Genomic DNA, 22,623 nt, shown 5'->3' on the forward strand with positions numbered 1-22,623 from the left:
GTCAATCCACGTGAATATTCGCCTGCTTCACGATATCGCCGTACATGCGCAGATCGGCATCCACCTGCTTGCGGAACTCGGCCGGCGTGTTGCCTGACGGCACGATGCCGAGCGTCAGCAGCCGATCGCGGGTCTCCGGTTCGCTGACCACGGCGTTGAGCGTCTTCTGCAGCTTGTCGACGATCGGCGCGGGCGTCTTCGCCGGGGCGAACAGTCCCACCCACGAGTTCACCTCGATGTTGGCGATGCCGGACTCGATCATCGTCGGCACGTCGGGCAGCGACGGCACGCGCGTGGCCGACGAGACCGCGATCGCGGTGGCCTTGCCGTTCTTCACGAACTGATGCGCGCCGGCCACGGCCGTGTACAGCACCGGCAGATTGCCGCCGACGAGGTCGCCCATCGCCTGTCCGCCGCCCTTGTACGGCACGTGCGTCATCTTGATGCCCGTGCGCGCCTTGAGCAGTTCACCGGCAAGGTGTGGCGTGCTACCGGTGCCCGCGCTGCCGTACGACAGTCCATCGGGCAGCGTCTTCGAGTACGCGACGAGGTCTTTCAGGTTCCTGGCCGGCACGCCCGGATTGGCCACGAGAATCAGCGCCGCGTCACCGATCTTGCTGATCGGCGCGAAATCCTTGAGCGTGTCGAACGGCACCTTCGCATAGACATGCGGATTGATGACCATCGTGCCGTCGAAGCCCAGCAGCAGCGTATAGCCATCGGGCTCCGACAGCGCGACCTGCTGCGTGCCGATATTGCCCGACGCGCCCGGCTTGTTCTCCACCACGACCGATTGTCCGAGCCGCTGCCCCAGCCGGTCCGCCACCACGCGCGCGCTCGTGTCCGCGACCCCGCCCGGCGCGAACGGCACGATCAGCCGTATCGGCCGCGCGGGATAGCTCTGCGCGTGCGCGGGCACGGCTGTCCCCATAGCCGCCGCCATGGCGGCTATGGCCAACATCATCTGACGTCGTTGCATCATGTCTCCCCCTTATTGTTGTTTGCAGCTTATTCAGGCTGAATCCCGCCGCGTTGCGCGACGGCCGCCCACTTTCGCGTCTCCGATACGATGAATTCGTTGAACTGCGCCGGCGGCGTGAGCACGACGTTCGCGCCCTGGTCGTGCATCTGCTTGGCAACCGCGGGGTCCGACGTCACGCGGCGCAGGTCCGCATTGATCTGGTTCACGACCTGTTGCGGCATGCCCTTCGGTCCGAACAGGCCATACCAGTTCAGCGATTCCACACCCGTGAGGCCCGCTTCCTTGAACGTCATGGCGTCGGGGAAGATCGACATGCGCTCGTCCGCGGCCACGCCGATCACGCGCAGATTGCCACCCTGCACATGCGGCATCGCGGTCAGCACGCTCGTAAAGCCCATGTCCAGATGGCCGCCGATGACATCGACCATGATCTGCGCGCCGCCCTTGTACGGCACCGAAACCGTCTGCAGCTGGCCGATCTGGCGGAACAGTTCGCCGGTCAGGCGCGTCGTCCCTTCCGAATACCCAACGCCGAGCGGCTGCTTGCGCGCGGCCTCGACGAGGTCTTTCAGATTCTTGTACGGGCTCTTCTTCGACACGACGAGCACCATCGGCGAGATGGCCAGCCGCGTGATCGGTGTAAACGCGGCCGCGGTGTCGTACGGCATGCTCTTCATCAGCACCGGGTTGATCGCATGCGAACCCACGACCATCATCAGCGTGTAGCCGTCGGCCGAGGACTTCGCGACGTGGCTCGTGCCGATGACGCCGTTGGCGCCGGGGCGGTTTTCCACCACGACCGACTGGCCCCATAGTTCGGAAAGTTTCTGCGCGACGAGGCGGCTGACGATATCGGTGCCGCCGCCAGGCGCATAGGGAACGATCAGCGTGACGGGCTTTTCCGGCCATTTGCCGGCGGCCTGCGCGGGCAGCATGGCGCCAGGCAGGCCCAGCGACAATACGAAAAGGGCAATACGAATCCAACTGCGATGCAGCATGTCTGTCTCCGGAATGTTGTCGTTGTGTTCGGTGTTTGGGGTACGGCGGTCGTTCAGGGTTATGCGGCCTCCCTGTTGCGTTCCGCTTCCTTCGCGTAGTGCCTGCGCAGCCAGGCGATCGATCGGCCGCCGAGCGGTCGCCCGAGGACCGATTCGGCAAACGCCACGGCATCGAGCAGCCCGCGCAGATCGATGCCCGTGGCGAATCCGCTGCGCTCCGCCATCAGCACGAGGTCTTCCGTGGCGAGATTGCCGGCCGCGCCGGGCGCGAACGGACAGCCGCCGATACCGCCCACGCTCGCATCGAAATGCCGAATGCCGGCTTCCAGCGCGGCCCATGCATTGGCGGCACCGAGTCCGCGCGTATCGTGGAAGTGCACGGCCAGCCGATCGGCACCGATCGATGCCACCAGTTCGTTCATGCGGATCTTGACCGCGCCCGGAGCGGCGGCACCGATGGTGTCCGCGATGACGATGCGATCGGCACCGGCCGCCTGCATGCGTCCGGACAGGCGCAGCACGACGTCCAGCGGCACGTCGCCCTCGAACGGGCATTCGAACGCCACGGCGACATAGGCACGCGTGCGCAGGCCAAGGCGCCGCGCCTCGATCAACGTGCGCTCGCTGACCTCGGTGGCCGCGTCGAGGTCCATGTTGATATTGCGTTCGTTCATCGTGCGCGTGGCCGACAGCACCACGGCGATCTCGCGCGCGCCGGCCGCATGGGCACGTTCGAGGCCCTTGAGGTTGGGCACCAGCGCGGAGGTCTGCAAGCCGGGCAGCGCGCTGTTCAGCCGCGGGACGAGGTCGGCCGCGTCGGCCATCTGCGGCACGGCCTTCGGCGAGACGAAGCTTGTGACCTCGACGCTCGGCACGCCCGCGGCGGCGAGCCGCCGGACGAGTTCGAGCTTGTCGTCGGTGGACACGTGGATGGCCTGGTTCTGCAGGCCGTCTCGCGGCGAGACGTCGGTAATGACGATGCGATCGGTGGTTGCCATGATGTCTCCTCAGCCGATCGCGCCGTCGGCGCGCAGCGCCTCCACGCGGCCCGCGTCATAGCCGAGCCAGTCGCGCAGCACGGACTCGGTATGCTCGCCCAGCGAAGGCGGACACGTATAGGCAGGCTCGGCCACGGCCGACAGCTTGACGGGGTTGCCCGGCATGCCGATGGTCTCGCCGGTCTTGAGCGTGACCTCGCGCACCATGTCGCGCGCGCGGACCTGGCGGTCGTTGAGCGCCTGCGCAAAATCGTTGACGGGACTGCACGGGATGCGCGCCTGGCGCAGCTTGTCCAGCCAGTATGCCGACGATTCCTGACGCAGTTCATCGGCGATGATGCCGTCGATATGCGCCTTGTCCGCGTAGCGGCCCGGCTGCCGCGCGTATTCGGGGCGGCGCAGGTCCGGATGCTCGATCACGCTCAGAAAGCGCTCGAAGAACGCGTCGCCGATACACGCGATGACGATATAGCCGTCGCGCGTCGGATACGTGTTGTACGGCACGTGCACGAAGTGGCTATTGCCGATACGGTCCGGCACATGGCCCGACATCAGGTGCATGGTCGCCATGTAGTTGAGCATCGAGATCTGCGCGTCGAGCATCGAGATATCGACGTGTTGCCCACGCCCGGTCTGCTCGCGCGCGCTCAATGCCGCGAGCACGCCGATGGCGCCGAAGATGCCGCCGCCGAGGTCGCCGATGGGAATGCCGCTGCGCACGGGCGAGCCATCGCTCATGCCCGTGATGGACATGCCGCCGCCCATGGCCTGGACGACCTGGTCGAACGCGGGATGCTGCGTGTCCGGGCCCGTCTGGCCGAAGCCCGTTACCGAGCACGTGATGATGCGCGGGTTGATCTCGGAGAGCGTGGCGTAGTCGATACCGAGGCGCGTGGTCACGCCGGCGCTGAAGTTGTCGAACACCACGTCGGCGCGGCGGACCAGATCGAGAAAGACCGCGCGGCCCGCCTCGCTCTTCAGGTCCACGCAGACGCTTTCCTTGTTCCGGTTCAGCGTCAGGAAGTACGCGCCCATGCCGTCACGCGCGTAATCGTCGCTGTCCGCCAGCAGCTTGCGCGTGCCCTCGCCCGCGCCCGGCGGCTCCACCTTGATGGTTCGCGCGCCGAGATCGGCGAGCAGCATGGTTCCGTATGGGCCGGACAGCATATGGGTCAGGTCCAGCACGGTGATGTGTTCAAGCGCCTGCATCGTCTCCTCCATGTATGGTTGAGACACCTATCGCAACCTGCATGCCATGGCAAATCGCATTGATTTTTAAGCGTTTTTTCTTTCGTATCGATCGATGCGACGTTGCATGAGACGTTTCATGAAACAATGGCGCAACCTCCATGCAACGCCGCGCCCATGACCGCAGACCGCCCGTTCCGCCCCCGCCTCTGCTTTATCAGCTACCGTCATCTGAGCCATTTCGCGATGACCGTGCTCGACGAATATGCGGACCGCGCCGATATCGAGGTCGTCAACGGCTCGTTCGACGCGGCGCTGACGTTCGCGCGCGAGCGCATGCGGCTGGGCACGGCCGACGCCTTTATCAGCGCCGGGGCCAACGCGACCATCCTGCGTACCGCGTTGCGCGCCCCCGTGGCCACCATCAAGCTCAGCGGCTTCGACCTGCTGCTCGCGCTGATGAACGCGCGCCGCGTTTCCAACCGCGTGGGCGTGGTGATGTACGGCGCGCCGATTCCCGAGCTCGATGCCATCAGGGACCTGCTCAATATCGAGGTGGCGCAGTATGCGTACCGCACCCCCGACGAGGCGCGCCATTGCTTCGCGCTGCTTGCGCGCGATCGCTATGAAGTCGTGGTGGGTTCGAGCCTGGTACTCGAGTTTGCCGAGCAATACGGGATGCAGGGACATCTCGCCTATTCGCTGGCGGCCGTGCGCCAGGGCGTGGAGGACGCCATCGAACTCGCGCGCGCGGCACGGCAGGAAGCCAGCCGATACGAGCAACTGAACGGCGTGGTGCACAACCTCCAGGAGGCGGTACTGGCCGTCGATCGCGATCATCGTATCGTCGCGCTCAATCCGCCGATGGAGAAGCTGCTCGGCCGGCCGCAGGCGCAGCTGTTACGGCAATCGCTGGAGACGATCGAACCGGCGCTGTCGCTCGCGCATACGCTGGAGACCGGCGCGCAGGACCGTGCCGCGGTCATGCGCCTCGCGCAGCGCGACTGGATCGTGAACCGCACGCCGATTCGCGAGCACGGGCAGATCGTCGGCGCGGCCATCACGCTCTACGATGCGCGCACGATCCACGATGCCGATGCCAGCCTGCGCAGCCAGCAGCGTCATCGGCAGCCCACCGCGCGCCATAGCTTCGACAGTCTGATCGGCCGCAGCGAGCCGTTCCGGCGCGCGTCCGCCACGGCGCAGCGGTTCGCGCGCACCGACATGACGATTCTGCTCTCCGGCGAGAGCGGCGTGGGCAAGGAACTGTTCGCGCAGGCCATTCACAACGCGAGCGCGCGCGCCGCGCGGCCCTTCGTCGCCATCAACTGCGCGGCGTTTCCCGAGTCCCTGCTGGAGAGCGAACTGTTCGGCTACGACGAAGGCGCCTTCACGGGCTCGCGCCGCGGCGGCAAGCGCGGGCTGTTCGAGGCCGCGCATACGGGCACGCTGTTTCTCGACGAAATCGGCGATATGCCCGTGTCACTGCAGACGCGGCTGTTGCGCGTGCTGCAGGAGCGCGAGATCGTGCGGCTGGGCGGCGCGCTGCCGATTCCGGTGAACGTGCGCGTGATTGCGGCCACGCACCAGCCGTTACGCGAACTCGTCGCCACGCGTCAGTTCCGGCAGGACCTTTATTACCGGATCAACACGCTGCATCTGCATCTGCCCGCATTGCGCGAGCGGCCCGAAGATATTGCGCCGCTGGCGGAAGCGTTGTTGCGGCGTAGCCTCGGACGGCTGGGGTCCTCGCTCGATGCCACGCGCCTGCTGCCGCGGGTGCTGCCGCGGCTTGCGGCATTTCCGTGGCCGGGGAATGTGCGCGAGCTCGAGAATATCTGCGACCGGATGGCGGTGTTCTTCTCGCAATGGCACGACGAGGACGCGATCGACTTCACCGAACTGCGGCACGATTGCGCGGAGCTCTATGAAGACGCGGTGCCGCAGCCGGGCCACCACCAGCGTGCCGGGGCGCCGGCACCCGCGCCCGCACCACGGCGCGATCGCGCGCGCGAGGTGCTCGATGCATGCGGCGGCAACCGGCAGGAAGCCGCGCGCCGGCTCGGCATCAGTCGCGCGACGCTCTGGCGATGGCTACGCGAGGACTAGCGCGGCTGATTACCGCGCTCACTGCACGGCGATGCCCACCGTCTTCACCAGCTTCTCGATATTGACGCTGTCGTTGCGGATCAGTGCGGCGAATTCGGGCGCGTCGGCGTAGTTCACCTCGGTGCCGCTCTCGGTCAGGCGCCGGCGCAGGTCGGCATCGGCCAGGCTGGTCGCGAGCGCGGTACGGAGCTTTTGCTGGACATCCTTCGGGGTGGCCTTGAGCACCGTCATGCCGTACCACGGGTACATCTCGAAGCCCGGATAACCCTGCTCGGCAATGGTCGCGAGCGAAGGCATCGCCGACGAACGCTTGGGCGTCGTTACGCCCAGCGCGCGGAACTTGCCGCTCTTGATATGCGGCAGGCTGGAGACGATCGTATCGAAATAGGCGTCGACGCTGCCGGCCATCAGGGCCGGAATCGCCTCGGCGGCGCCCTTGAACGGCACGTGGACCATATCGATGCCGGCGGTCTGCTTGAACATCTCCCCGGCCAGATGCGAGGTGGTGCCCTGCCCGAACGATGCGTAGTTGACCTTGCCAGGATGCGCCTTGGCATACGCCACGAACTCGGCCAGCGTGTTCACGGGCATCGAGCTATTGACGACGAGCACGAGCGACTGCACGCCCACCTCGCCGATGGGCTCGAAGTTGTCGGGGTTGTAGGGCAGCTTCGAGTAGAGGAACCGGTTGCTGACGAGCGTGCTGTTCGAACCCAGCAGCACCGTATAACCATCGGCCGGCGCATTGGCCGCGGTCTGCGCACCAATGATGCCCCCCGCACCAGGGCGGTTCTCGATCAGCACGGGCGTCTTGAGCTCCAGCGCCATCCGCTCGCCCAGAAGGCGCGCGATGCTGTCGGTACCTCCGCCCGCGGGAAACGGCACGACGATCTTCACGGGCCGTGTCGGCCATTTCTCCTGCGCATGCGCGAACGACGCGAGCGAAAAGAGGGAAACAAGCACTGCACCTGCTGCGGCAAGCTGTCGGAGTGTTCGGTTCATTCCACGCACCATGAGAGTAGTCGGCGCCACTCCTGCAGCAACTTGCATGCCATGAAAGATGCATCAATGCGGTGCGGTGGCGTCCAAAAGTATTGTCAATTCATCGAAGGCGGCTGCCTCGCGCTCCTAGACTCGCTCATCGTCAATGACAAAGGGAGTACGGCATGTTGCATCGGACCCTGGTGGCGCGCGCGGCGTTGTGGGCTTGCCTGACATGGACTGGACCGGGTATGGCGGTCAGCTTCTCGCTCGCCGACCTGAGGGAAAATACGATTCCCGTGTCGGATGCCGACGCGCGACTGACGCTTGCGAATGGCATGTGGACGCCAGTGGTGCGTCTGCCGGACCACCATCCCCGTGATGGCATCCAGTATCACATCGCCACGTCGGCGGCGTACCCGACCACCTTACTGACCCGAAACACCGACCTTGGCATCGACTCGCTCACGCTTCATGCGGGTAACCAGATTTCGTTCCGATACCGGAAGGACGGGAATGTCTGGACAGTCGTGGCACCGGTTCAATCGCCGAGAGGTGGCAGCGATATGGTCGCGTCCGCCGCCGATGCACTCGTCTCGCTCTATGAGCTCCGCGATGGCGACTGGACCGGCAAGGTCCGGCTGCCTGCCGACGCCACCGACGGCGCGCTCGTGCTGATTCGTTCGGCAGCGACGTGGCCATCGGCCATCGACCCGGCGCATGCATTGTTTCCGAGTTCGCTCAGGCTTCAGCATGGCGACGCATACCTGTTCCAGTTCAGCAAGGCACGCGGCCGCTGGATGCCGCTGAGGACCGCGCGGCGGATCGTGCAGGCGCGCACGGTCGCCGGGCGTCTGCCGCATCCCACCGCGCCGGTCACGGAGGTCCGTTTCGCCGACGGCAACTGGACGCCGTCCATTGCACTGCCGGCGAGCGCCAGCGATCGCGACCGCATCGTGTTCACCTCGCAGGCCACGTGGCCCGCCACATTGCTACCGGACGCGGCCAACCCGCGACATGCCGTGCGTATCGCCACGGGCCAGCGGTACGATTTCACGTACGTCAAAGCCGAATCGGCATGGAAGATGACATCGCACCCGAGAAGGCTACTGCTGGTAAAGCACCTGCCTCAGGGCGTGATACCGCAGCCGACGACGCCGATCACGGACGTGCTCGCGGGGGATGCCAACTGGGCGCGTGAACTCGTCCTCCCGCAAACCGCGAATCCGGGCGATGCCATTGTGGTCCGCAGCACCGCGGCATGGCCGTTCGCGGTACGTAGCGCGACGAGCGCGACGCCGCGTCATATCAAGACGGGGGATACCGTCAGGTTCACCTTCAACGAGGGCAAATGGGACACGGGTACGCATGTGGTCGATATCCTGCTCGTGTACAGCGATGCCGCGGCCCAACGGCTCGGCGATCAGGGCATGCGGATGCGCTTGTATGAAGGCCTGCGCCTGACGAACGAGGCGCTCGAGAACGCGAAGGCGAACCTTTACTACAACCCTGTCGCGGTCGTACGCCGTACGGTCCGGAATGGCGGCACCACGCTTGACCAGGCCTTGTCCGCCATCCGCTTCGACCCCGATATCCAGGCCGAGCTGCGCGACCGCAAGGCCGATGCCATCTACTATGAAGGGACGGAAGCCGGATGCGGCCTGGCCTATATCGGCCCCAACAGCTTCAGCATGGTCGGGACGGGTTCTCTGGCCTGCGGGACCACCGTCATGCGCCACGAGCTCGGGCACAACCTTGGGCTATCGCACGGCGGCGAACGCTATGCCAATCCCCGCTACGCTGTCGGCAACACCCTTCACGGCACCGTCATGGGCGGTAACGCCATCCCCTACTACAGCACCCCACACATCCTCCACCCGATTACAGGCGAGCCGCTCGGCATTCCGGAGCAGATCGACGCCGTCCGCGTCATCAACGAGCGGTCGCAAGAGATCGCTGCCTTCCGATGAGCAGGTCACCACGCCTTGCGACGTTCGCCCTCGCCCTGGGCCTGCTGGCAAGCCTCGCCGCGTGGCTGGCCATGCGGCCCGGCGCACCGGACACCGCAGTCCCTCGCAGATCGGATGTGCCGGTGCGCACCGTGGATGGCCCACGCGAAATCGGCCCCACCCTCCCCGACGAACCGACGGACGCCGACCGCTCGGCCAGACTCGAGCAGGTGCTCCACTACCGTGACGACCCGACGCTCCGCCAGCATGCCGACGACCTCCGCGCGGCCATCGGCAAGACGCTGCTCGCCACGCCGATGTCCGCGCAGGAGATCGCCGCGGCCGCCCGCGGTGTCTCCGACGACCGGACATGGGTCACACTCGACCCGTTCGTCCTCGAGACCAGACTGCCCGGCGACACCATCCGGCTCGACGTCCCCGGCGCGGGCGACGTTACGGGAACGATCGAGCATGTGGCCACGGAGAACGGCTTCTCCCGGTGGGAAGGCACGATTGCCGATACCGACCCGCCCGCGCGGTTCTCCATTTCGCAATCGCTATCGGATCGCTATACCGTCGGCAACTTCCACGCCGCCGGAGGCGGCTTCACCATCGAAGCGACGAACGGCGTGGGATGGATACGCTCCCACGCGCAGGACGCCGCGCGGCTCGTGCACGATACCGTCGACGCCCCGCATTGAGCGTTGGCTACGCCTCGGGCCGTCTGCGGATCCATTCGGCAAAGGCCTCGTCTTCGATGCGGTAATCGCCCATCGACAGGCGTGTGACGACGTTGTCCGCCATGAGTCGCCGTAGTGCATGCGCCGCCGTATTGCGCGTGGCCGGCTTGCCGAGCATGGCACCCAGCTTTTCCAGCGTCGCGGCCGAGTGGAGGTCGGGCTCGCCGCGCGCAATCAGGTACAGGATGGCGCGGTCCGCGGCCCGGATCTCCTGCCATTGCTGCAGCGAATGCTCGTCCGAGAACACGGACGCCTTGGTGTGGGCCAGCGCCGCGGCGTCGCCCTGCGTCTGGTAGAGCATGTACCGTTCGATGAATCGCTTGAAGAACTCCGGCGTGCGATGCAGGGCTTCGAACGCGCGCAGCCCCTGTTCCAGCGTGAGCTTGTTCCGCGCCATGCTGTTGAGCAGCTTGATGCTGTAGGCCACGAACTCGTCGCCGAGCAGCGGGAACGGCTCCAGCGGGGCCCAGTTGTAGAACGGCTCCGAGGCCCTTGCGAACATCGCGCGCAGCGTCGTCTCGGAACTCCCGGCGAAAATGACCTTGATGCGGTCCTTGCGGATATCGAGCGCGGCGCGCAGGGCATGCGCGAAATCGCTGTGGTCGGCGCGTGCGAGGACCTGGGCTTCGTCGATGACCAGCAGCAGGGTTTTCTTTGCGCCGTCCAGCTGCTTCAACACCTCGTGCAGCGCGCTGGTCCTGTCGGTGCTGGCCTTGCCGAGCTCGGCTTCGAGCGTACCCTCGAGTCCGCCCGGTAACTTCGCGCCTGCCTTCAGTTTCCTGACCGGGCCGCGCAGCCGGGACAGGACTGCCGCCGCCCCTTTCGGCTCCAATGCCTCGCCGAGCGCGGCAACGAGCGCCACCTCGGGCGAGGTCCGGCGGTCCCACAGATTGGTGTAGGCCGTGAGATAGCCACGCGCCAGCGCGGCAGGTATCAGGTCCTGGCGCAGAAACTCGGTCTTGCCCATGCGGCGGCGCGCAAACAGGCCGCGCGCGGCGGAGAGCTTGAGTTCGAAGGCCTGCAGATAGGCATCGGCGAGGTCGGGCCGCGGAAAATGCCAGGGGTCCTCGGGCAACGTGTCACGGCTTCTCATGGCTTCTCACGGAAATTGATACTTCTCAAATGTTCTGAGAAGTCATGATACAACCGGCCGGCGACGCAGGTAAAGCCGCGCCTGCGTCACCGGGCTCGGCTATGCTGCGGGATCTTGCTGCCATCCCGCCGGCCATGCCCGCTCCGCCGCCCCTCGACCGTCTGCTGCACACCGTGGCCCGCCGCTACCGGCTGCCCGGCCTCTCCGCGCTGGCGGCCGCGGCGCGGACACCGGCCATGGAGATCGCGCTAGCGATCGAGCAGGCGCGCGTGGCGCTCGCTCACACCGACGCGGGTGGGATGGACGCGCTCCATGCCGCGAAGGCGCGGTTCCTCGACGCGCTTGCCGGGCTCGTGCGCCAGGCATTGTGCGACGATGCGGGCGACCCGGTGTTTCGGGCGATGATGCTGCGGCATCGCAATCCGCGCGTCCGTGAGTATGCATCGCTCTCCACGCATGCGGAGCAGGACCGGCGCCAGTTACGGACCGCCGTCAACGCGGTGGCGCATCCGGGGCGGCGGCAACGCACGGCCGACGATAGCCTGCGCACGGCACTCGCGCAGCTGCACGACGCCGCGGCCCATGGCGACTGGCACGCGATGGAGAAGACGGCGCGGCGGCTGCTTGCCAGGCATAACGGTTACCGTGCGCCCGGCACAGCCGGGCCAGCCGCCGCAGATCGAGCAGCCGAGCCGGCCGCCGCAGATCGAGCAGCCGAGCCGGCCGCCGCAGATCGCGCAGCCGGGCCGGCCGCCTCAGACGGCGCAGACGGCGCGCTCGACGAGGCCGGCACGGTCGGCGCGGTCAGCGCGGTCAGCGCGGCCGGCAAGGCCGGCACGGTCGGCGCAGTCGGCGCAGTCGGCACAGTCGGCGCGGTCAGCGCGGTCAGCGCGGCCGGCACGGTCGGCGCAGTCGGCGCAGTCGGCGAAATCGGCGCGGTCGGCGCGGTCGGCGCGGTCGGCGAGGCCGGCACGGTCGGCGCAGTCGGCCAGGTTGGCGAGGTCGGCGAGGTCGACGAGGCCGGCGCGATCGGCGAGGTCGGCGAGGTCGGCGAGGTCGGCGAGGTCGGCGAGGTCGGCGAGGTCGGCGAGGCCGGCACGGTCGGCGAGGTCGGCGCGGTCGGCGCGGTCGGCGAGGTCGGCGCGGTCGGCGAGGTCGGCGAGGTCGGCGAGGTCGGCGAGGTCGGCGAGGTCGGCGAAGTCGGCGCGGTCGGCGAGGCCGGCACGGTCGGCGAGGCCGGCACGGTCGGCGAGGCCGGCACGGTCGGCGCGGTCAGCGCGGTCGGCGAGGGTGGCGTAGTCGGAGCGGTCGGCGTTACCGGCGATGGCTCTATTGCCCCGGGCCTCCAGAAGCTGCTCACCCACCCCGCCCTCGCCCGATTGCAGCGGCTCGATGCGCTAACGTCGGACCCCTCCGTGAAAGCCTATCGCGCCCTCTGGTCACGGCATGGTCCCAGCGCCGGCAGCCCCATGGCCACATCGGCCGGCGTCGCATCGCGCGAGCGGGGCGCCGCGGCGGAGGCCGCCGCCGCGCGCGCGCTCGATGCCATTGCCCGGCGGCTCGATGCCGGGATGTCCTACCGCGTCGTCACCTCGATGCGCGTCCCCGCGACGATTCCCGCCAGCCACGAGCGCGCCAAGAGCGAATGGGACGTCGTGCTGCTGCGGCAGCGACCCCGCGCGGACGCACAGGACCCGCCCGTCTGGGACATCTGCCTGCTGCTCGAGGTCAAGGCCTCCGTGGAGGCCGCCACGTCAGACTTCCCGCGGCTGCTGCGCGGACTCCGCCTGCTCGGCCACGCCGATGCCACGCAGACCTACGTATTCCACACGCACGAAGGCACGGTGCGGCTGCACGGTGAGTCCCTGCACGCCCTCGGCGACATCGAGCGAAGCCATGACCCAGACCTCGCGAACACGGTGCTCTACTGCTGCGACACCCAAACCGAACCCGCTACCCGCGTACTCGGCGCGGCCAGCCGCATGCAGTTGCTATCGGCCCAGGCCAGCCTCGACTACGCAGGCGCCATCACCGATGGCAAGAACCCGGCGGTGTCCATGCTGGAACCGGTCTGGGAGCAACTGCTGACCTCACCGCGATGGTCGGCCGTGCTCCATCAATACCCGCTGCTGCGCCAGATCCGCGGACTGATGGTGCATACGGCCGATCTGCTCGCCGCCGCCGGGTAGCCCTGGCCCTAGCTCGGCACGTGCACGGTATCCCGCGCCCGGTACGCGCTGGTCTGCCGGGACGTGGAGACTTCCTGCGTGACCACCGCATCGATCCAGTAGTTGAGGCCCAGCTCGGTACGTTCGCCATTGACCTCGTTGACGTACAGGAAGCGCGGCCCCCAGCTATCGGGCGCGACCGCCACGGCATCGAGCTCGGCGCGCAACGCGGCGCGTCGCTCGTCGCGCTGCGCGGGCGGCAGCGCTTCCGCGTAGGAGAACGCGGCCAGCAACTGGTCCATGCGCGCACGCGCAGCCGGCTGAATCACGACGCGCTCGGCAAGCAGGAGCCTGCCGTTGTCCACCCCGCCGCGCACACGTGCCAGGTAGTCGTCGAGGCGCGCCTCGGCGCTGCTGGTGGCGCCCGGCTGGTCATCCGCCTCGGCGCGCGTCCACTGCAGCCACTCGTCGCGGCGGCTATCCACGTACTGCACGAAGTCGTCATAGTCGGCGAACTCATGGTCGTACACGGTCGTCGGCGCGACCTTGCCGTTGTCCATCGAGAACCGCAGCGTGCCGCCGCGCGACACCGGCAGCATCACGGCCGAGGCGCTCAGCAGGTTGATCGGCGTGAACACCGCGCTGCCATGCGTGGTGCCGGAGGCGGGCGGTGCCACGCTCACCCCGCCGCTTACCGACGTATTGGTATTGCTGTTGCTGTTCATGACGAGCGTGCCCAGCCCACCGTCCTGATCCTTGGCCCTGCGTCGCGAGAACGCGGTGACCGTCTGCGTGATCGCGCCGCTGATACCGCCGCGCGTGGTGTCCTTTGCCCTGGGGTCGCGAAAGCGCGCGGCGCCGGTCGCGCCCAGCGACATGCCGACATTGACGGTACTGCCCGCCACGCGCCCGATGGACAGGTCCGGCGCGGTGGCATGCGTGGCGGCCAGGTTGTCGAGCAGCGCAGCCGCATTGGCGGGGCGTTGGATCGTCGCGTGCGCGCCCGGATTGGCGGCCGCCGTGACACCGTACATGGAATCGAACGCACCAAGCAGCGTCGTGCGCCAGGACTCGAGATCGCCCGGGGTGAACCGCGTGCGGATGGCCGCGCCCTCGGAGCTCGTATAGTCCGCGACCACCGGCAGCAACGTGCCCGCCACCGAACCGCCGAACCACTTCGTCGGCGTCCACGAGGCCACGCCGGACAGCCCCGCCCAGCCCGTGACCCCACGCTGCGTGGTCACCTCGAGCGCGCCGGCCAGTGCATTCGAACCGGCATAGACCTCCGCGCCGAAGCGCCCCGCCAGCCTGACCGCGGGACCCGCAGCCACGACCGGTGCCCCGGTGCGCGCGAGGATGTTGACGTTGGCGTTGACCCCGATCTCCCGGCGCTCGCTCGCGCGCACGCCGTAGGTCATGCGCGACAGCGCCAGCGTGCGCCGCACGGCCATCAGGTAGTCGTCGGACGTTGCGCCATGCGCGGGGAAAATGTCGCCGCGGTTGTTCATGTGGTCCACATGCGCGAGGCCCGCATCCATCTCCGCGCGCGCCGGGTCTCCCTCGGGGGGCCGCACGTCGTCGGCCCACTGCCGCAGTCGCGCGGATGTCATGACAAAGCCTTCGTTCACCCAGCCCATCGTCTGCCGCGCGCAGCATGCCGACAACTGGCGCGCGTCCAGATGCAGGACCTCCATGACCCGTGCCATGACGGGCGAGTCCGCGGTCAGCGGAATGGGCGTGCGATCCTGCCATCCGTTCTCGCCGATCTGCGCGACCCACTGATCGAGGATCGCCGAGCGCAGCGCGGCATTGAAATGCGCGTCAGAGACGTTCGGACCGCCCTTGCCGTTGGCGAGCGTGCCGTCGAGGGCGTTGGCGACGCGCTGCACGGCAGCCGCCACGTCGGCGAAGTCGGCCTCGGGCTCGCGCATCAGCTGGCCGCCGGTACCGTTCTGCAGCGCATGCAGCGGGTTCTTGTCCTTGCCAAGGAGCGCGCGCGCGGGATTCGGCACCGCCCCCTCCGCCGCGCGGTCGGCGTAGGTTAGCATCTTGAACAGACGGTCGCCGATCTCGTCGATCGCTTCCTGGTCATAGATCCGATTGCGTCCCGCGAGGTACGGCAGCGCGAGGTCCGGATGTCGTGCATGAAGGTCCAGCCCCGGGTTCTCGCGCAGCATGACGGCGGCCAGGAGCGCGCGCGCCGCATTGCCCTCGCGCGCCAGCGGACTTCCGGTCAGTTCGGGCACGAGTTCCGTCCGGTCCGTGTTGCTGAGCAGGGAAGCGCTCTCGTGCGTCTCCGACTGACGCTCGAAGTCGGGCCGCAGATCGCCTTCCAGATGCTCGCCACACCCCGCATTCGTCAGCAGGTTGCATACATGCGCGAGCTCGCGCAGCGAGTTCGGCCGCGACACGCCGCGCGGCCACGCGGCCAGCAATCGCTCCGCCGCCTGATGGGCGGTCATTTCGGCCTGCTCCTGAATCGCGTGCTCGCGCGCCGACAGTTCGCCAGATCCGCCCGTACCCGAGAGCGCGCGCAGGATATCGAGGCCCGCCCCCGTCGTACTGAGATGGCAGGCCGCGGCAAACGCATCGGCGCGCGCGCCTTCGTCGGTGGTGCTCGTCTCGCCGTGGCGCAGGACGTTCAGCGCCCTGAGCGCGCGCGGGGCATCGCCATCGCAGACGGCAGCGAGCGCCATGCCCGCGATGCGGCCGCTATCGCCGGGACAGTATGTGCCGAGCGTGCGCTGCAGTTGCTCACGCGGGGTGGCGGACGACGATGCGACCTGCGAGGGTTGCGGGGGCTGGGTGGCTTGCGCATCCGGAAAGAACGCGTGCAGATCGAACAGCGCGGTGACATCGTGCTCCGCTGCCGGCCTCTGGCCCTCGGTCAGCATACCGTTCGCCGCCTTCAGCGTGCCGCGCCGGAAGGGGCCGGTGAGCACGGGCGCGGTGGCATTTTCATCGGCGAAAGGGTTGGCACTCGCCGCGCGCGCCTGGGCCGTGGTCGCCTTGAGCGACGTGCGCGCGTGCACGCTGGCCGTGTTGACCGGCCCCACCCGCGGCTGCAGGCACCGCAGCACCGCCGACGGTTCCTTGCGCGTCGGTAATGGCGGCCGCGTTCCCGGCGTGATATCCGGCGCGTCGGGCTGGTTGCCCACCAGATGCAATTGAACGTGTCCTGGGTTATCCGTTGCGCTCCTGACCATCGCGTGCTCCGCAAATTTCCGGCAACTCATCACGGGCCAGCGTTCCAATGCCGCTAGCCTTGAGTGCTACCGGCAATGGTAGGGAGCGCAGTCTCCGCGCGACGGCGCAATGCGAAACGATACCGCCCGCGCCGAAGGCGCCCTCATGACGCCTCGATCAATGCCGCGGGCAAGGCGTCGCAATACTGGCTGCATACCTCGCGCGCCACTGCCGCCGCCGCGTGCACGGCCACGCGCGCATCGTCGCGCCGATAGAGTGCGATCACGATCGGTGGCGGCGACGGCAGCATCGGCAGCTCGACGAGCTCGCCGGTGTCCAGGTACTCCGCGACGAGCAGGCTCGGCACCGCGGCCACACCGTAGCCATCGCGCAGCAGATGGATCATCGCGGCCACCGACGGCATGCAGGTGACGCGCGTTTGCGAGAGCGGCACGCCGTGCTCGCTGGCGAGGCCGCTGACCATCGCATCGACGGCGAGTTGGGGCAGCGTACCGCGGCCGAATGTCAGCACGGGATGCCGCAGCATCGCCCGCACGCGATCGTCCATCTGGTCCGTGCCGTCCGCCTCGGCGAGCATGTCGCGCCGCGCGATCCAGCGCACCGGGTAGCGCGCGAGCGGCTGCGCGACGATGGAGGGATCGATCGCGCTCTCCACCTGCGCCACCAGGTCGAGCTCGCCCGCGAGCAGGCGCGGGCCGAGCACAGCGGTGGCGTCGACGGTCAGGTCCACGACGAGCTCCGGATAGTCGGTTTCCAGCGCGCGCACGAAGTTCGGCAGCCAGCTATGCACCACGGTCTCGACGACGCCGAGCCGCAGCCGCCCCGAGATCTGCTGGCCCCGTTGCGCGGCCAGCTGCAGCGTACGCGCGGCGTGCACGACCTCTCGCGCATGATTGAGCAGCCGCTCGCCATCGTCGCTGAGCCGGAACTGGCTGCTGCCGCGATCGACGAGCGAGACGCCGAGTTCGGCTTCGAGCGCCTTGATGCGCGAGGAAATGGCGGCGGGCGTGGCATGCAGTTCGCGCGCGGTGGCGCGAATGCTTCCCGAGCGCGCCAGCGAGAGCAGCGTTTCGAGAAAGCGGGTGTTCATGGGTTCATGGGAAGCGGGGGGATCAGAACTGAGCGCTGAACGGAGCGCCGCAACTCGCTGGGAGTATGCGGGATTTTCCCGCGGCGGGCACCTGTCCGGCCGGCATACGAAGAAATACGAAGACGCCGCGCCATGAACGAAGCGCGGGCGCGCGCCAGAGGCCCCGCGCCATTACGCTGGCAGAGCGTCCAAGGCATGGTGCGGCGGACGCCGTGGCGCCCATTGCCCATTTGGGCGTCCCCGGACAGCGAGGCTCGTACATGCCCCCCAATACCTTTCGCGTCAGACCGTACACGCTCGCGGACGCCGCCGCCGATCAGGTCGCGAGCCAGGTCCCGAGAATCGTCCAGCCACTGGTACGGGGGCTCGCCAAGCACTACGCTAAGCGTGTGTATGCCGACGCCGGCCTGTCCGCATTTACCGCGGTGCAGGCGCAGGTGCCGCAGCCGGTCCGGCGCCCGCACGGCCCGCCGCCGCAGGCCCACGGCGCGGGCTTCAATCCGTATGCGCAGGGCATGTCGGGCTTCCAGCGGTACGAGGAGCCGCCGCCCCCTTATCGGCCCGATGCGGCGCCCCACGAACAGTACGACCCGCCGCCGCCGTACTCGCCCCCACACGCGCCCCCACACGCGCCCCCCCACGCGCCGTCCTACGCGCCGCCCGATCATCCGCCACCGGGCTTCGCGCACCCATCCCGGCCCCAGTCCACGTTCCAGCGGCCCGCCCCGCCGCAAGCCGACATCCCGTGGCATCTGCAGCCCCCGCCGTATGACGACCCCATCGGCATGGAGCTGCACGCGCGGCTCAACCAGATCGCGGCCAGCATGCAGGCGGCGAGCCACGAGCCCGAAGCGCACCCCGCTGGCCCCGCCCACGCGCTGGACCCGCGCGAGCAGCGCGCCATCGATCACGCCATCGCGCTCAGCATGCAGGACGCCACGCCGGGCCTGCGCGGCATCGACCCCGCCCGGGTCCACGAAGAACAGCGCTCGGTCGCGTACGCGCTCAAGGGCCTGCGCGACATCCCTTCGCTCGAGACCGAGATCACGCCATGGCAAGACCTCGATCCGGACATCCGCACCGCGGTCTATGACGATAACGAGACGGCGTACCTCGAGGAGCTGTCGGCCGGCGCAACGCGCACCGATCGCATCGCCAATGTGCTGGCCGCCCACGACATGACGCTGATACCGAATGGCGGCAAGACCCAGCCGATGCCGCGCGACGGCGCGCCGCCGGCGGACGAGAAATGGGCAACGAACAATTGCCTGCTGATCTCGCTGATGCAGCATGCCACGGGCGACTACGACAGCGACCACGCCCCGCTCGTCAACCAGTTCCGCGAGATCATCGAGCAGGATCCGTCGCTGGGCATCAAGTCCGGCGACAAGCTGCCCGCGCATGGCGATACCGCGAAGGCCATCGTCTCGCTGATCAACAACAGCCTCGGGCTCGAACGGCCGCTGCGCATGATCACGGTCTCCGACGCCGCCGGCGCCATTCATATCGAGACCACGGGGCCCGATCACGCGCATCGGCGCGACGTGATCGTCGTCGATATGGGCGGCCATTTCGAGGCGGCTGCGCCGGTGTCCGTGATCGCGGCGCGTCGCGAGCAGGACGAGGCGGCGCGCCGCCAGTCCCCTGACACGCTCGCCCAAAGCGACGTAACGCCCGCCCCGTCGGCGCCGCCCCCCGGCGCGGAAGGCATGCATTCGATCGCCCACGTACAGCTCCAGAGCACGCTGATCCAGCAGGCCCAGCAACTCGCCAACACGACCATGCAGGGTTCGAAGGCCATTGCCGATCTGACAAAAGTTTGACCGTCCCGCTCGACGTTCGGTCTATGATCGCGATCTGACCTCATCGATGCCGATCGCGATCTCCGATGCATATCCGCTGGCTGGAAGACTTTATTTGCCTCGCGCAGGCCGGCAGCCTCGCGCGCGCGGCAGAGTTGCGCAATGTGACGCCACCCGCGTTCGGCCGGCGCATCCAGGCGCTCGAAATGTGGGCCGGCGCGCCGCTGATCGACCGCAGCGCGTATCCCGTGCGGCTGACCGCGGAGGGCCGGCAGTTCCTCGAGGCCGCCGAATCCGCGCTGCGCACGCTCGACGAGACCCGTCTGGCCCTGCGCGCCGCGCACCGCGCGGACGCCACCACGCTGACCATCGCCACGGGCAAGACGCTTGCGCGGTCGATGGTGCCGGCATGGCTCGCCGGCCTGCGCAATGCCCTGCGCGACGATCCCGTGGGCGACGGCTTCCGTACGCGCCTTTCCACCCATGCCACGCACGACGCGCTCGAACGCTTTACCGAAGGGCATGCGGATTTCCTGCTGTGCTACAGCCCGCACGACCTGCCCGTGATGCTCGACGACGCGAGCTATATGTTCCACGCGGTGGGCGTGGAACGGCTGGTCTGCGTGGCGGCCGCCGATGCCAATGGGCGCGCGGCATTCCAGATCCGCGGCGGAAAAACCAGGACGGCAACGGTGCCGTTCATCGCCTATGCGGAAACGCTGACCATGGGCCGCATGGTCAATCAGGAGATTGCACGCCGCAAACTCGCGACCCAGCTGGAAACGGTGGCCATCAGCGATTTCGCCGAATCGGTGCACGAGATGGTGCGCCAGCACATGGGCCTCGCGTGGCTGCCGGCCCGGCTGATCGCCGACGACCTCCACGCGGGACGCCTCGTGCGCGCCGACAGCCACGGGGGCAACTCGGCCGATCTCGCGCTCGATATCCGTCTTTATCGCCCGCGCGCGGCCATGCGCCCGCTGGCCGAGACCTTCTGGCGCGCCGCCATCGCGCCATGAGAGTCCCGGGCATCGCCATGCACCATTCCGTCTCATTGCCGAAACGGCAAGTGCCGTTGCCAAAGCCGCACGCCAAAAGCCGCGATGCTCACTACCATCGCCGTGCATCGACCACGACATCCCTGCCGGAGAAATCATGAAGACCCTGCTACGCAAGGCCCTGCACGCCTCCCTCTTCGCGACGCTGAGCGGCGCCGCGCTCGCCGCCAGCGCGGCCGGCGCCTATCCCACCAAGCCCATCACGCTCGTGGTCGGCTACACCGCCGGCGGCAGCGTCGACCTCGTGGCGCGCTCCATTGCACCCGAGCTCGGCAAGCGCCTCGGCCAGAGCGTGGTGATCGAAAACCTCGGTGGTGCCGGCGGCACCATCGGCGCACAGAAGGTGGTCAAGGCGGAAGCCGACGGTTACACCCTGCTGCTCGGCTCCGGCAGCGAAGTCTCCATCGCGCGGCTGACCAACCCCGCCGTGCGGTACGACGGCGAGAAGGACCTGGCGCCCATCACATTCGTCGGCACGCAGCCGATGGTGCTCGTCGGCAAGCTGCAACTGCCCGCCAAGGATGCGACGGAGCTGATTTCGCTGGCGCAGAAGCAGCCCGGTCAACTGTCGTACGCCTCGTCGGGCATCGGCACACCGCTGAATCTGGCCGGCGAACTGATCAAGCAGCAAGGCGGCGTGAATATCACGCACGTTCCTTACAAGGGCGCCTCGGCGATGTCGACGGACCTGCTCGGCGGCCAGATCGACCTTGCGGTGATGGTGCTGTCGTCCGCGCTGCCGCATATCCAGGCCGGCCGCGTGCGCGCCTATGGGCTGACCGAAGCCAAACGCTCGGCGGTGGCCCCGAACGTGCCGGCACTGGCCGAGACACCCGCGCTCAAGGGCGTGGACATGGGCGTATGGTTCGGCCTGATGGCGCCGGCCAGCACGCCGAAGCCCGTGATCGATCGCCTCAACACCGATATGCAGGCCGTGCTCGCGATGCCCGACGTCCGCCGCAAGCTCGCGGAAGCCGGCGTCGAGGTCAAGCCCGGCTCGCCGACGGAATTCGCCGGGTTCGTCCGACGCGAGACGGGCCGCTATCGCACGATCGTGCAGGCGGCCAATATCCGCGAATAACAGACAGGATTCCCATGACGCAACAACAACCCTTCGATGCCTACCCCGTAGAGGTCGAATTCCCCGACATCCGGCCCTACGCGACGGGCAACACCGGCGTGCCCTACGTACACACGTTCGACAGCGGCACGCCCGGCCCCCACGTGATGGTCAACGCGCTGACGCACGGCAACGAGGTCTGCGGCGCCATTACCGTGGCGGGTCTGCTCGCGCATGGCCTGCGTCCGCGCCGCGGGCGCCTGACCCTCTCGTTCGCGAACGTCGATGCCTATGCGCGCTTCGACGCCGCGCGCCCCGATGCGTCGCGCTACGTCGATCAGGATTTCAACCGCGTCTGGACCGCGGCCGTGCTCGACGACACCTCGCGCGACTCCTCCGAACTGCGCCGCGCGCGCGCCATGCGCCCCGTGATCGATACCGTCGATCTGCTGCTGGACCTGCATTCGATGCACGAAAAAAGCCGGCCGCTGATCGTCTCCGGCCCGCTCGACAAGGGCATCGCCCTGGCCCGCGCGGTCGGCGCGCCGGCCGACATCATCGTCGATGAAGGCCACCCGGAAGGCCGCCGCATGCGCGACTACGCTGACTTCGGCGACCCCGCCAGCCCGCGCAACGCGATACTCGTCGAATGCGGCCAGCACTGGGAAACGCGCGCCGTGGACGTGGCGCGCGACAGCACCGCGCGCTTCCTGCTGCAGTCCGGCATCGTCGAGGCGGCGGACCTGCCCGACGGCTGGCTGCGCCCGGATCCGGCCGCCCAGCGCGTGATCCGCGTGACGGAGCCCGTGGTCGCATCGACCATGGATTTCCGTTTTGCCGGCCCGTACACCGGTCTCGAGACGTTTGCCGAAGCCGGCGCCGTCATCGCCTGGCGCGACGGCCAGCCCGTGGTCACGCCCTATGACCACTGCGTGCTGGTCATGCCTTCGCTGCGGCAGCTGCGGCCCGGCGTCACCGTGGTCCGGCTGGGGCGGCTCGACCGCTGACCGCCATCCCCCTCTTTGCCTCCCTTGCTTAAGTTGCACCGCACAACAAATAATGGAGCGTGCCCCACGGGCATTCCCAAGGGAGGATCGCATGGTCCAGCAAGGAGATGTGCAGAAAGGACAGGTTGAAAGCGTAGACGCTGCCGAAGCCGCCGATGCCGCCGATGCCGCCAACAACGCGCGGGCGCCACTG

General features: G+C 68.1%; 16 protein-coding genes. 8 read left to right on the plus strand and 8 right to left on the minus strand.

The window, feature by feature from the left end; all coding sequences use genetic code 11:
• Position 1: 1 nt before the first annotated feature.
• The 4 genes from AAHB16_RS00465 to AAHB16_RS00480 are packed head-to-tail and all read right to left on the minus strand — an operon-like array spanning position 2 to position 4,187.
• A complete protein-coding gene (locus AAHB16_RS00465) occupies positions 2–982 on the minus strand; it encodes a Bug family tripartite tricarboxylate transporter substrate binding protein (RefSeq protein WP_342049767.1) in 981 nt (326 codons plus the stop codon).
• Between the two features lie 26 nt (positions 983–1,008).
• A complete protein-coding gene (locus tag AAHB16_RS00470) occupies positions 1,009–1,980 on the minus strand; it encodes a Bug family tripartite tricarboxylate transporter substrate binding protein (RefSeq protein WP_150371883.1) in 972 nt (323 codons plus the stop codon).
• Between the two features lie 59 nt (positions 1,981–2,039).
• Complete coding sequence (locus AAHB16_RS00475; RefSeq protein ID WP_150371884.1) at positions 2,040–2,978, minus strand: hydroxymethylglutaryl-CoA lyase; 939 nt, start codon at positions 2,976–2,978, stop codon at positions 2,040–2,042.
• A gap of 9 nt (positions 2,979–2,987) precedes the next feature.
• Positions 2,988–4,187, minus strand: a complete 1,200-nt coding sequence (locus AAHB16_RS00480; protein WP_150371885.1) for a CaiB/BaiF CoA transferase family protein — start codon at positions 4,185–4,187, stop codon at positions 2,988–2,990.
• 156 nt (positions 4,188–4,343) lie between these two features.
• Here AAHB16_RS00480 and prpR point away from each other — a divergent pair, with 156 nt between their 5' ends.
• Positions 4,344–6,275, plus strand: coding sequence for a propionate catabolism operon regulatory protein PrpR (gene prpR / locus AAHB16_RS00485; RefSeq protein WP_342049768.1), 1,932 nt, complete (start codon positions 4,344–4,346; stop codon positions 6,273–6,275).
• An 18-nt stretch (positions 6,276–6,293) separates the two neighbouring features.
• On the opposite strand, the gene AAHB16_RS00490 is transcribed toward prpR, so the two are convergent.
• Complete coding sequence (locus tag AAHB16_RS00490; protein ID WP_223851451.1) at positions 6,294–7,238, minus strand: Bug family tripartite tricarboxylate transporter substrate binding protein; 945 nt, start codon at positions 7,236–7,238, stop codon at positions 6,294–6,296.
• Positions 7,239–7,441: 203 nt separating this feature from the next.
• On the opposite strand from AAHB16_RS00490, the gene AAHB16_RS00495 reads away from it, so the two are divergent.
• Entirely contained in the window at positions 7,442–9,226 is a 1,785-nt protein-coding gene (locus tag AAHB16_RS00495; RefSeq protein ID WP_342049769.1) for a zinc-dependent metalloprotease family protein, read from the plus strand.
• Positions 9,223–9,906 (plus strand): hypothetical protein, encoded by a 684-nt coding sequence (locus tag AAHB16_RS00500; RefSeq protein ID WP_342049770.1) that lies wholly within the window; start codon positions 9,223–9,225, stop codon positions 9,904–9,906. The genes AAHB16_RS00495 and AAHB16_RS00500 overlap by 4 nt, the downstream gene beginning before the upstream one ends.
• A 7-nt stretch (positions 9,907–9,913) precedes the next feature.
• On the opposite strand, the gene AAHB16_RS00505 is transcribed toward AAHB16_RS00500, so the two are convergent.
• Positions 9,914–11,038 (minus strand): hypothetical protein, encoded by a 1,125-nt coding sequence (locus AAHB16_RS00505; RefSeq protein WP_342049771.1) that lies wholly within the window; start codon positions 11,036–11,038, stop codon positions 9,914–9,916.
• Between the two features lie 44 nt (positions 11,039–11,082).
• Between AAHB16_RS00505 and AAHB16_RS32720 the strand changes: the two genes are divergently transcribed.
• The gene (locus tag AAHB16_RS32720; RefSeq protein ID WP_446718047.1) at positions 11,083–13,227 is read left to right on the plus strand and encodes a hypothetical protein; all 2,145 of its coding nucleotides are present in this window, start codon (positions 11,083–11,085) and stop codon (positions 13,225–13,227) included.
• An 8-nt stretch (positions 13,228–13,235) separates the two neighbouring features.
• On the opposite strand, the gene AAHB16_RS00515 is transcribed toward AAHB16_RS32720, so the two are convergent.
• Both AAHB16_RS00515 and AAHB16_RS00520 read right to left on the minus strand, forming a co-directional pair.
• On the minus strand, positions 13,236–16,373 hold the full coding sequence (locus AAHB16_RS00515; protein WP_342049772.1) for a hypothetical protein: 3,138 nt from the start codon (positions 16,371–16,373) through the stop codon (positions 13,236–13,238).
• Between the two features lie 182 nt (positions 16,374–16,555).
• Positions 16,556–17,503: a LysR family transcriptional regulator gene (locus tag AAHB16_RS00520; RefSeq protein ID WP_150371892.1), complete on the minus strand. Its 948-nt coding sequence runs from the start codon at positions 17,501–17,503 to the stop codon at positions 16,556–16,558.
• 260 nt (positions 17,504–17,763) lie between these two features.
• On the opposite strand from AAHB16_RS00520, the gene AAHB16_RS00525 reads away from it, so the two are divergent.
• The 4 genes from AAHB16_RS00525 to AAHB16_RS00540 all read left to right on the plus strand — a co-directional run bounded on the left by AAHB16_RS00525 (position 17,764) and on the right by AAHB16_RS00540 (position 22,430).
• Positions 17,764–19,326 (plus strand): hypothetical protein, encoded by a 1,563-nt coding sequence (locus AAHB16_RS00525; RefSeq protein WP_342049773.1) that lies wholly within the window; start codon positions 17,764–17,766, stop codon positions 19,324–19,326.
• A gap of 65 nt (positions 19,327–19,391) precedes the next feature.
• Positions 19,392–20,324, plus strand: a complete 933-nt coding sequence (locus AAHB16_RS00530) for a LysR family transcriptional regulator (protein WP_342049774.1) — start codon at positions 19,392–19,394, stop codon at positions 20,322–20,324.
• 136 nt (positions 20,325–20,460) lie between these two features.
• Positions 20,461–21,444, plus strand: a complete 984-nt coding sequence (locus tag AAHB16_RS00535; RefSeq protein WP_150371895.1) for a Bug family tripartite tricarboxylate transporter substrate binding protein — start codon at positions 20,461–20,463, stop codon at positions 21,442–21,444.
• Positions 21,445–21,458: 14 nt separating this feature from the next.
• Positions 21,459–22,430, plus strand: a complete 972-nt coding sequence (locus AAHB16_RS00540) for a M14 family metallopeptidase (protein WP_150371896.1) — start codon at positions 21,459–21,461, stop codon at positions 22,428–22,430.
• Positions 22,431–22,623 lie beyond the last annotated feature (193 nt).

This window comes from Cupriavidus sp. OTU4054 (assembly GCF_038440175.1).
Classification (GTDB): Bacteria; Pseudomonadota; Gammaproteobacteria; order Burkholderiales; family Burkholderiaceae; genus Cupriavidus; species Cupriavidus pauculus_D.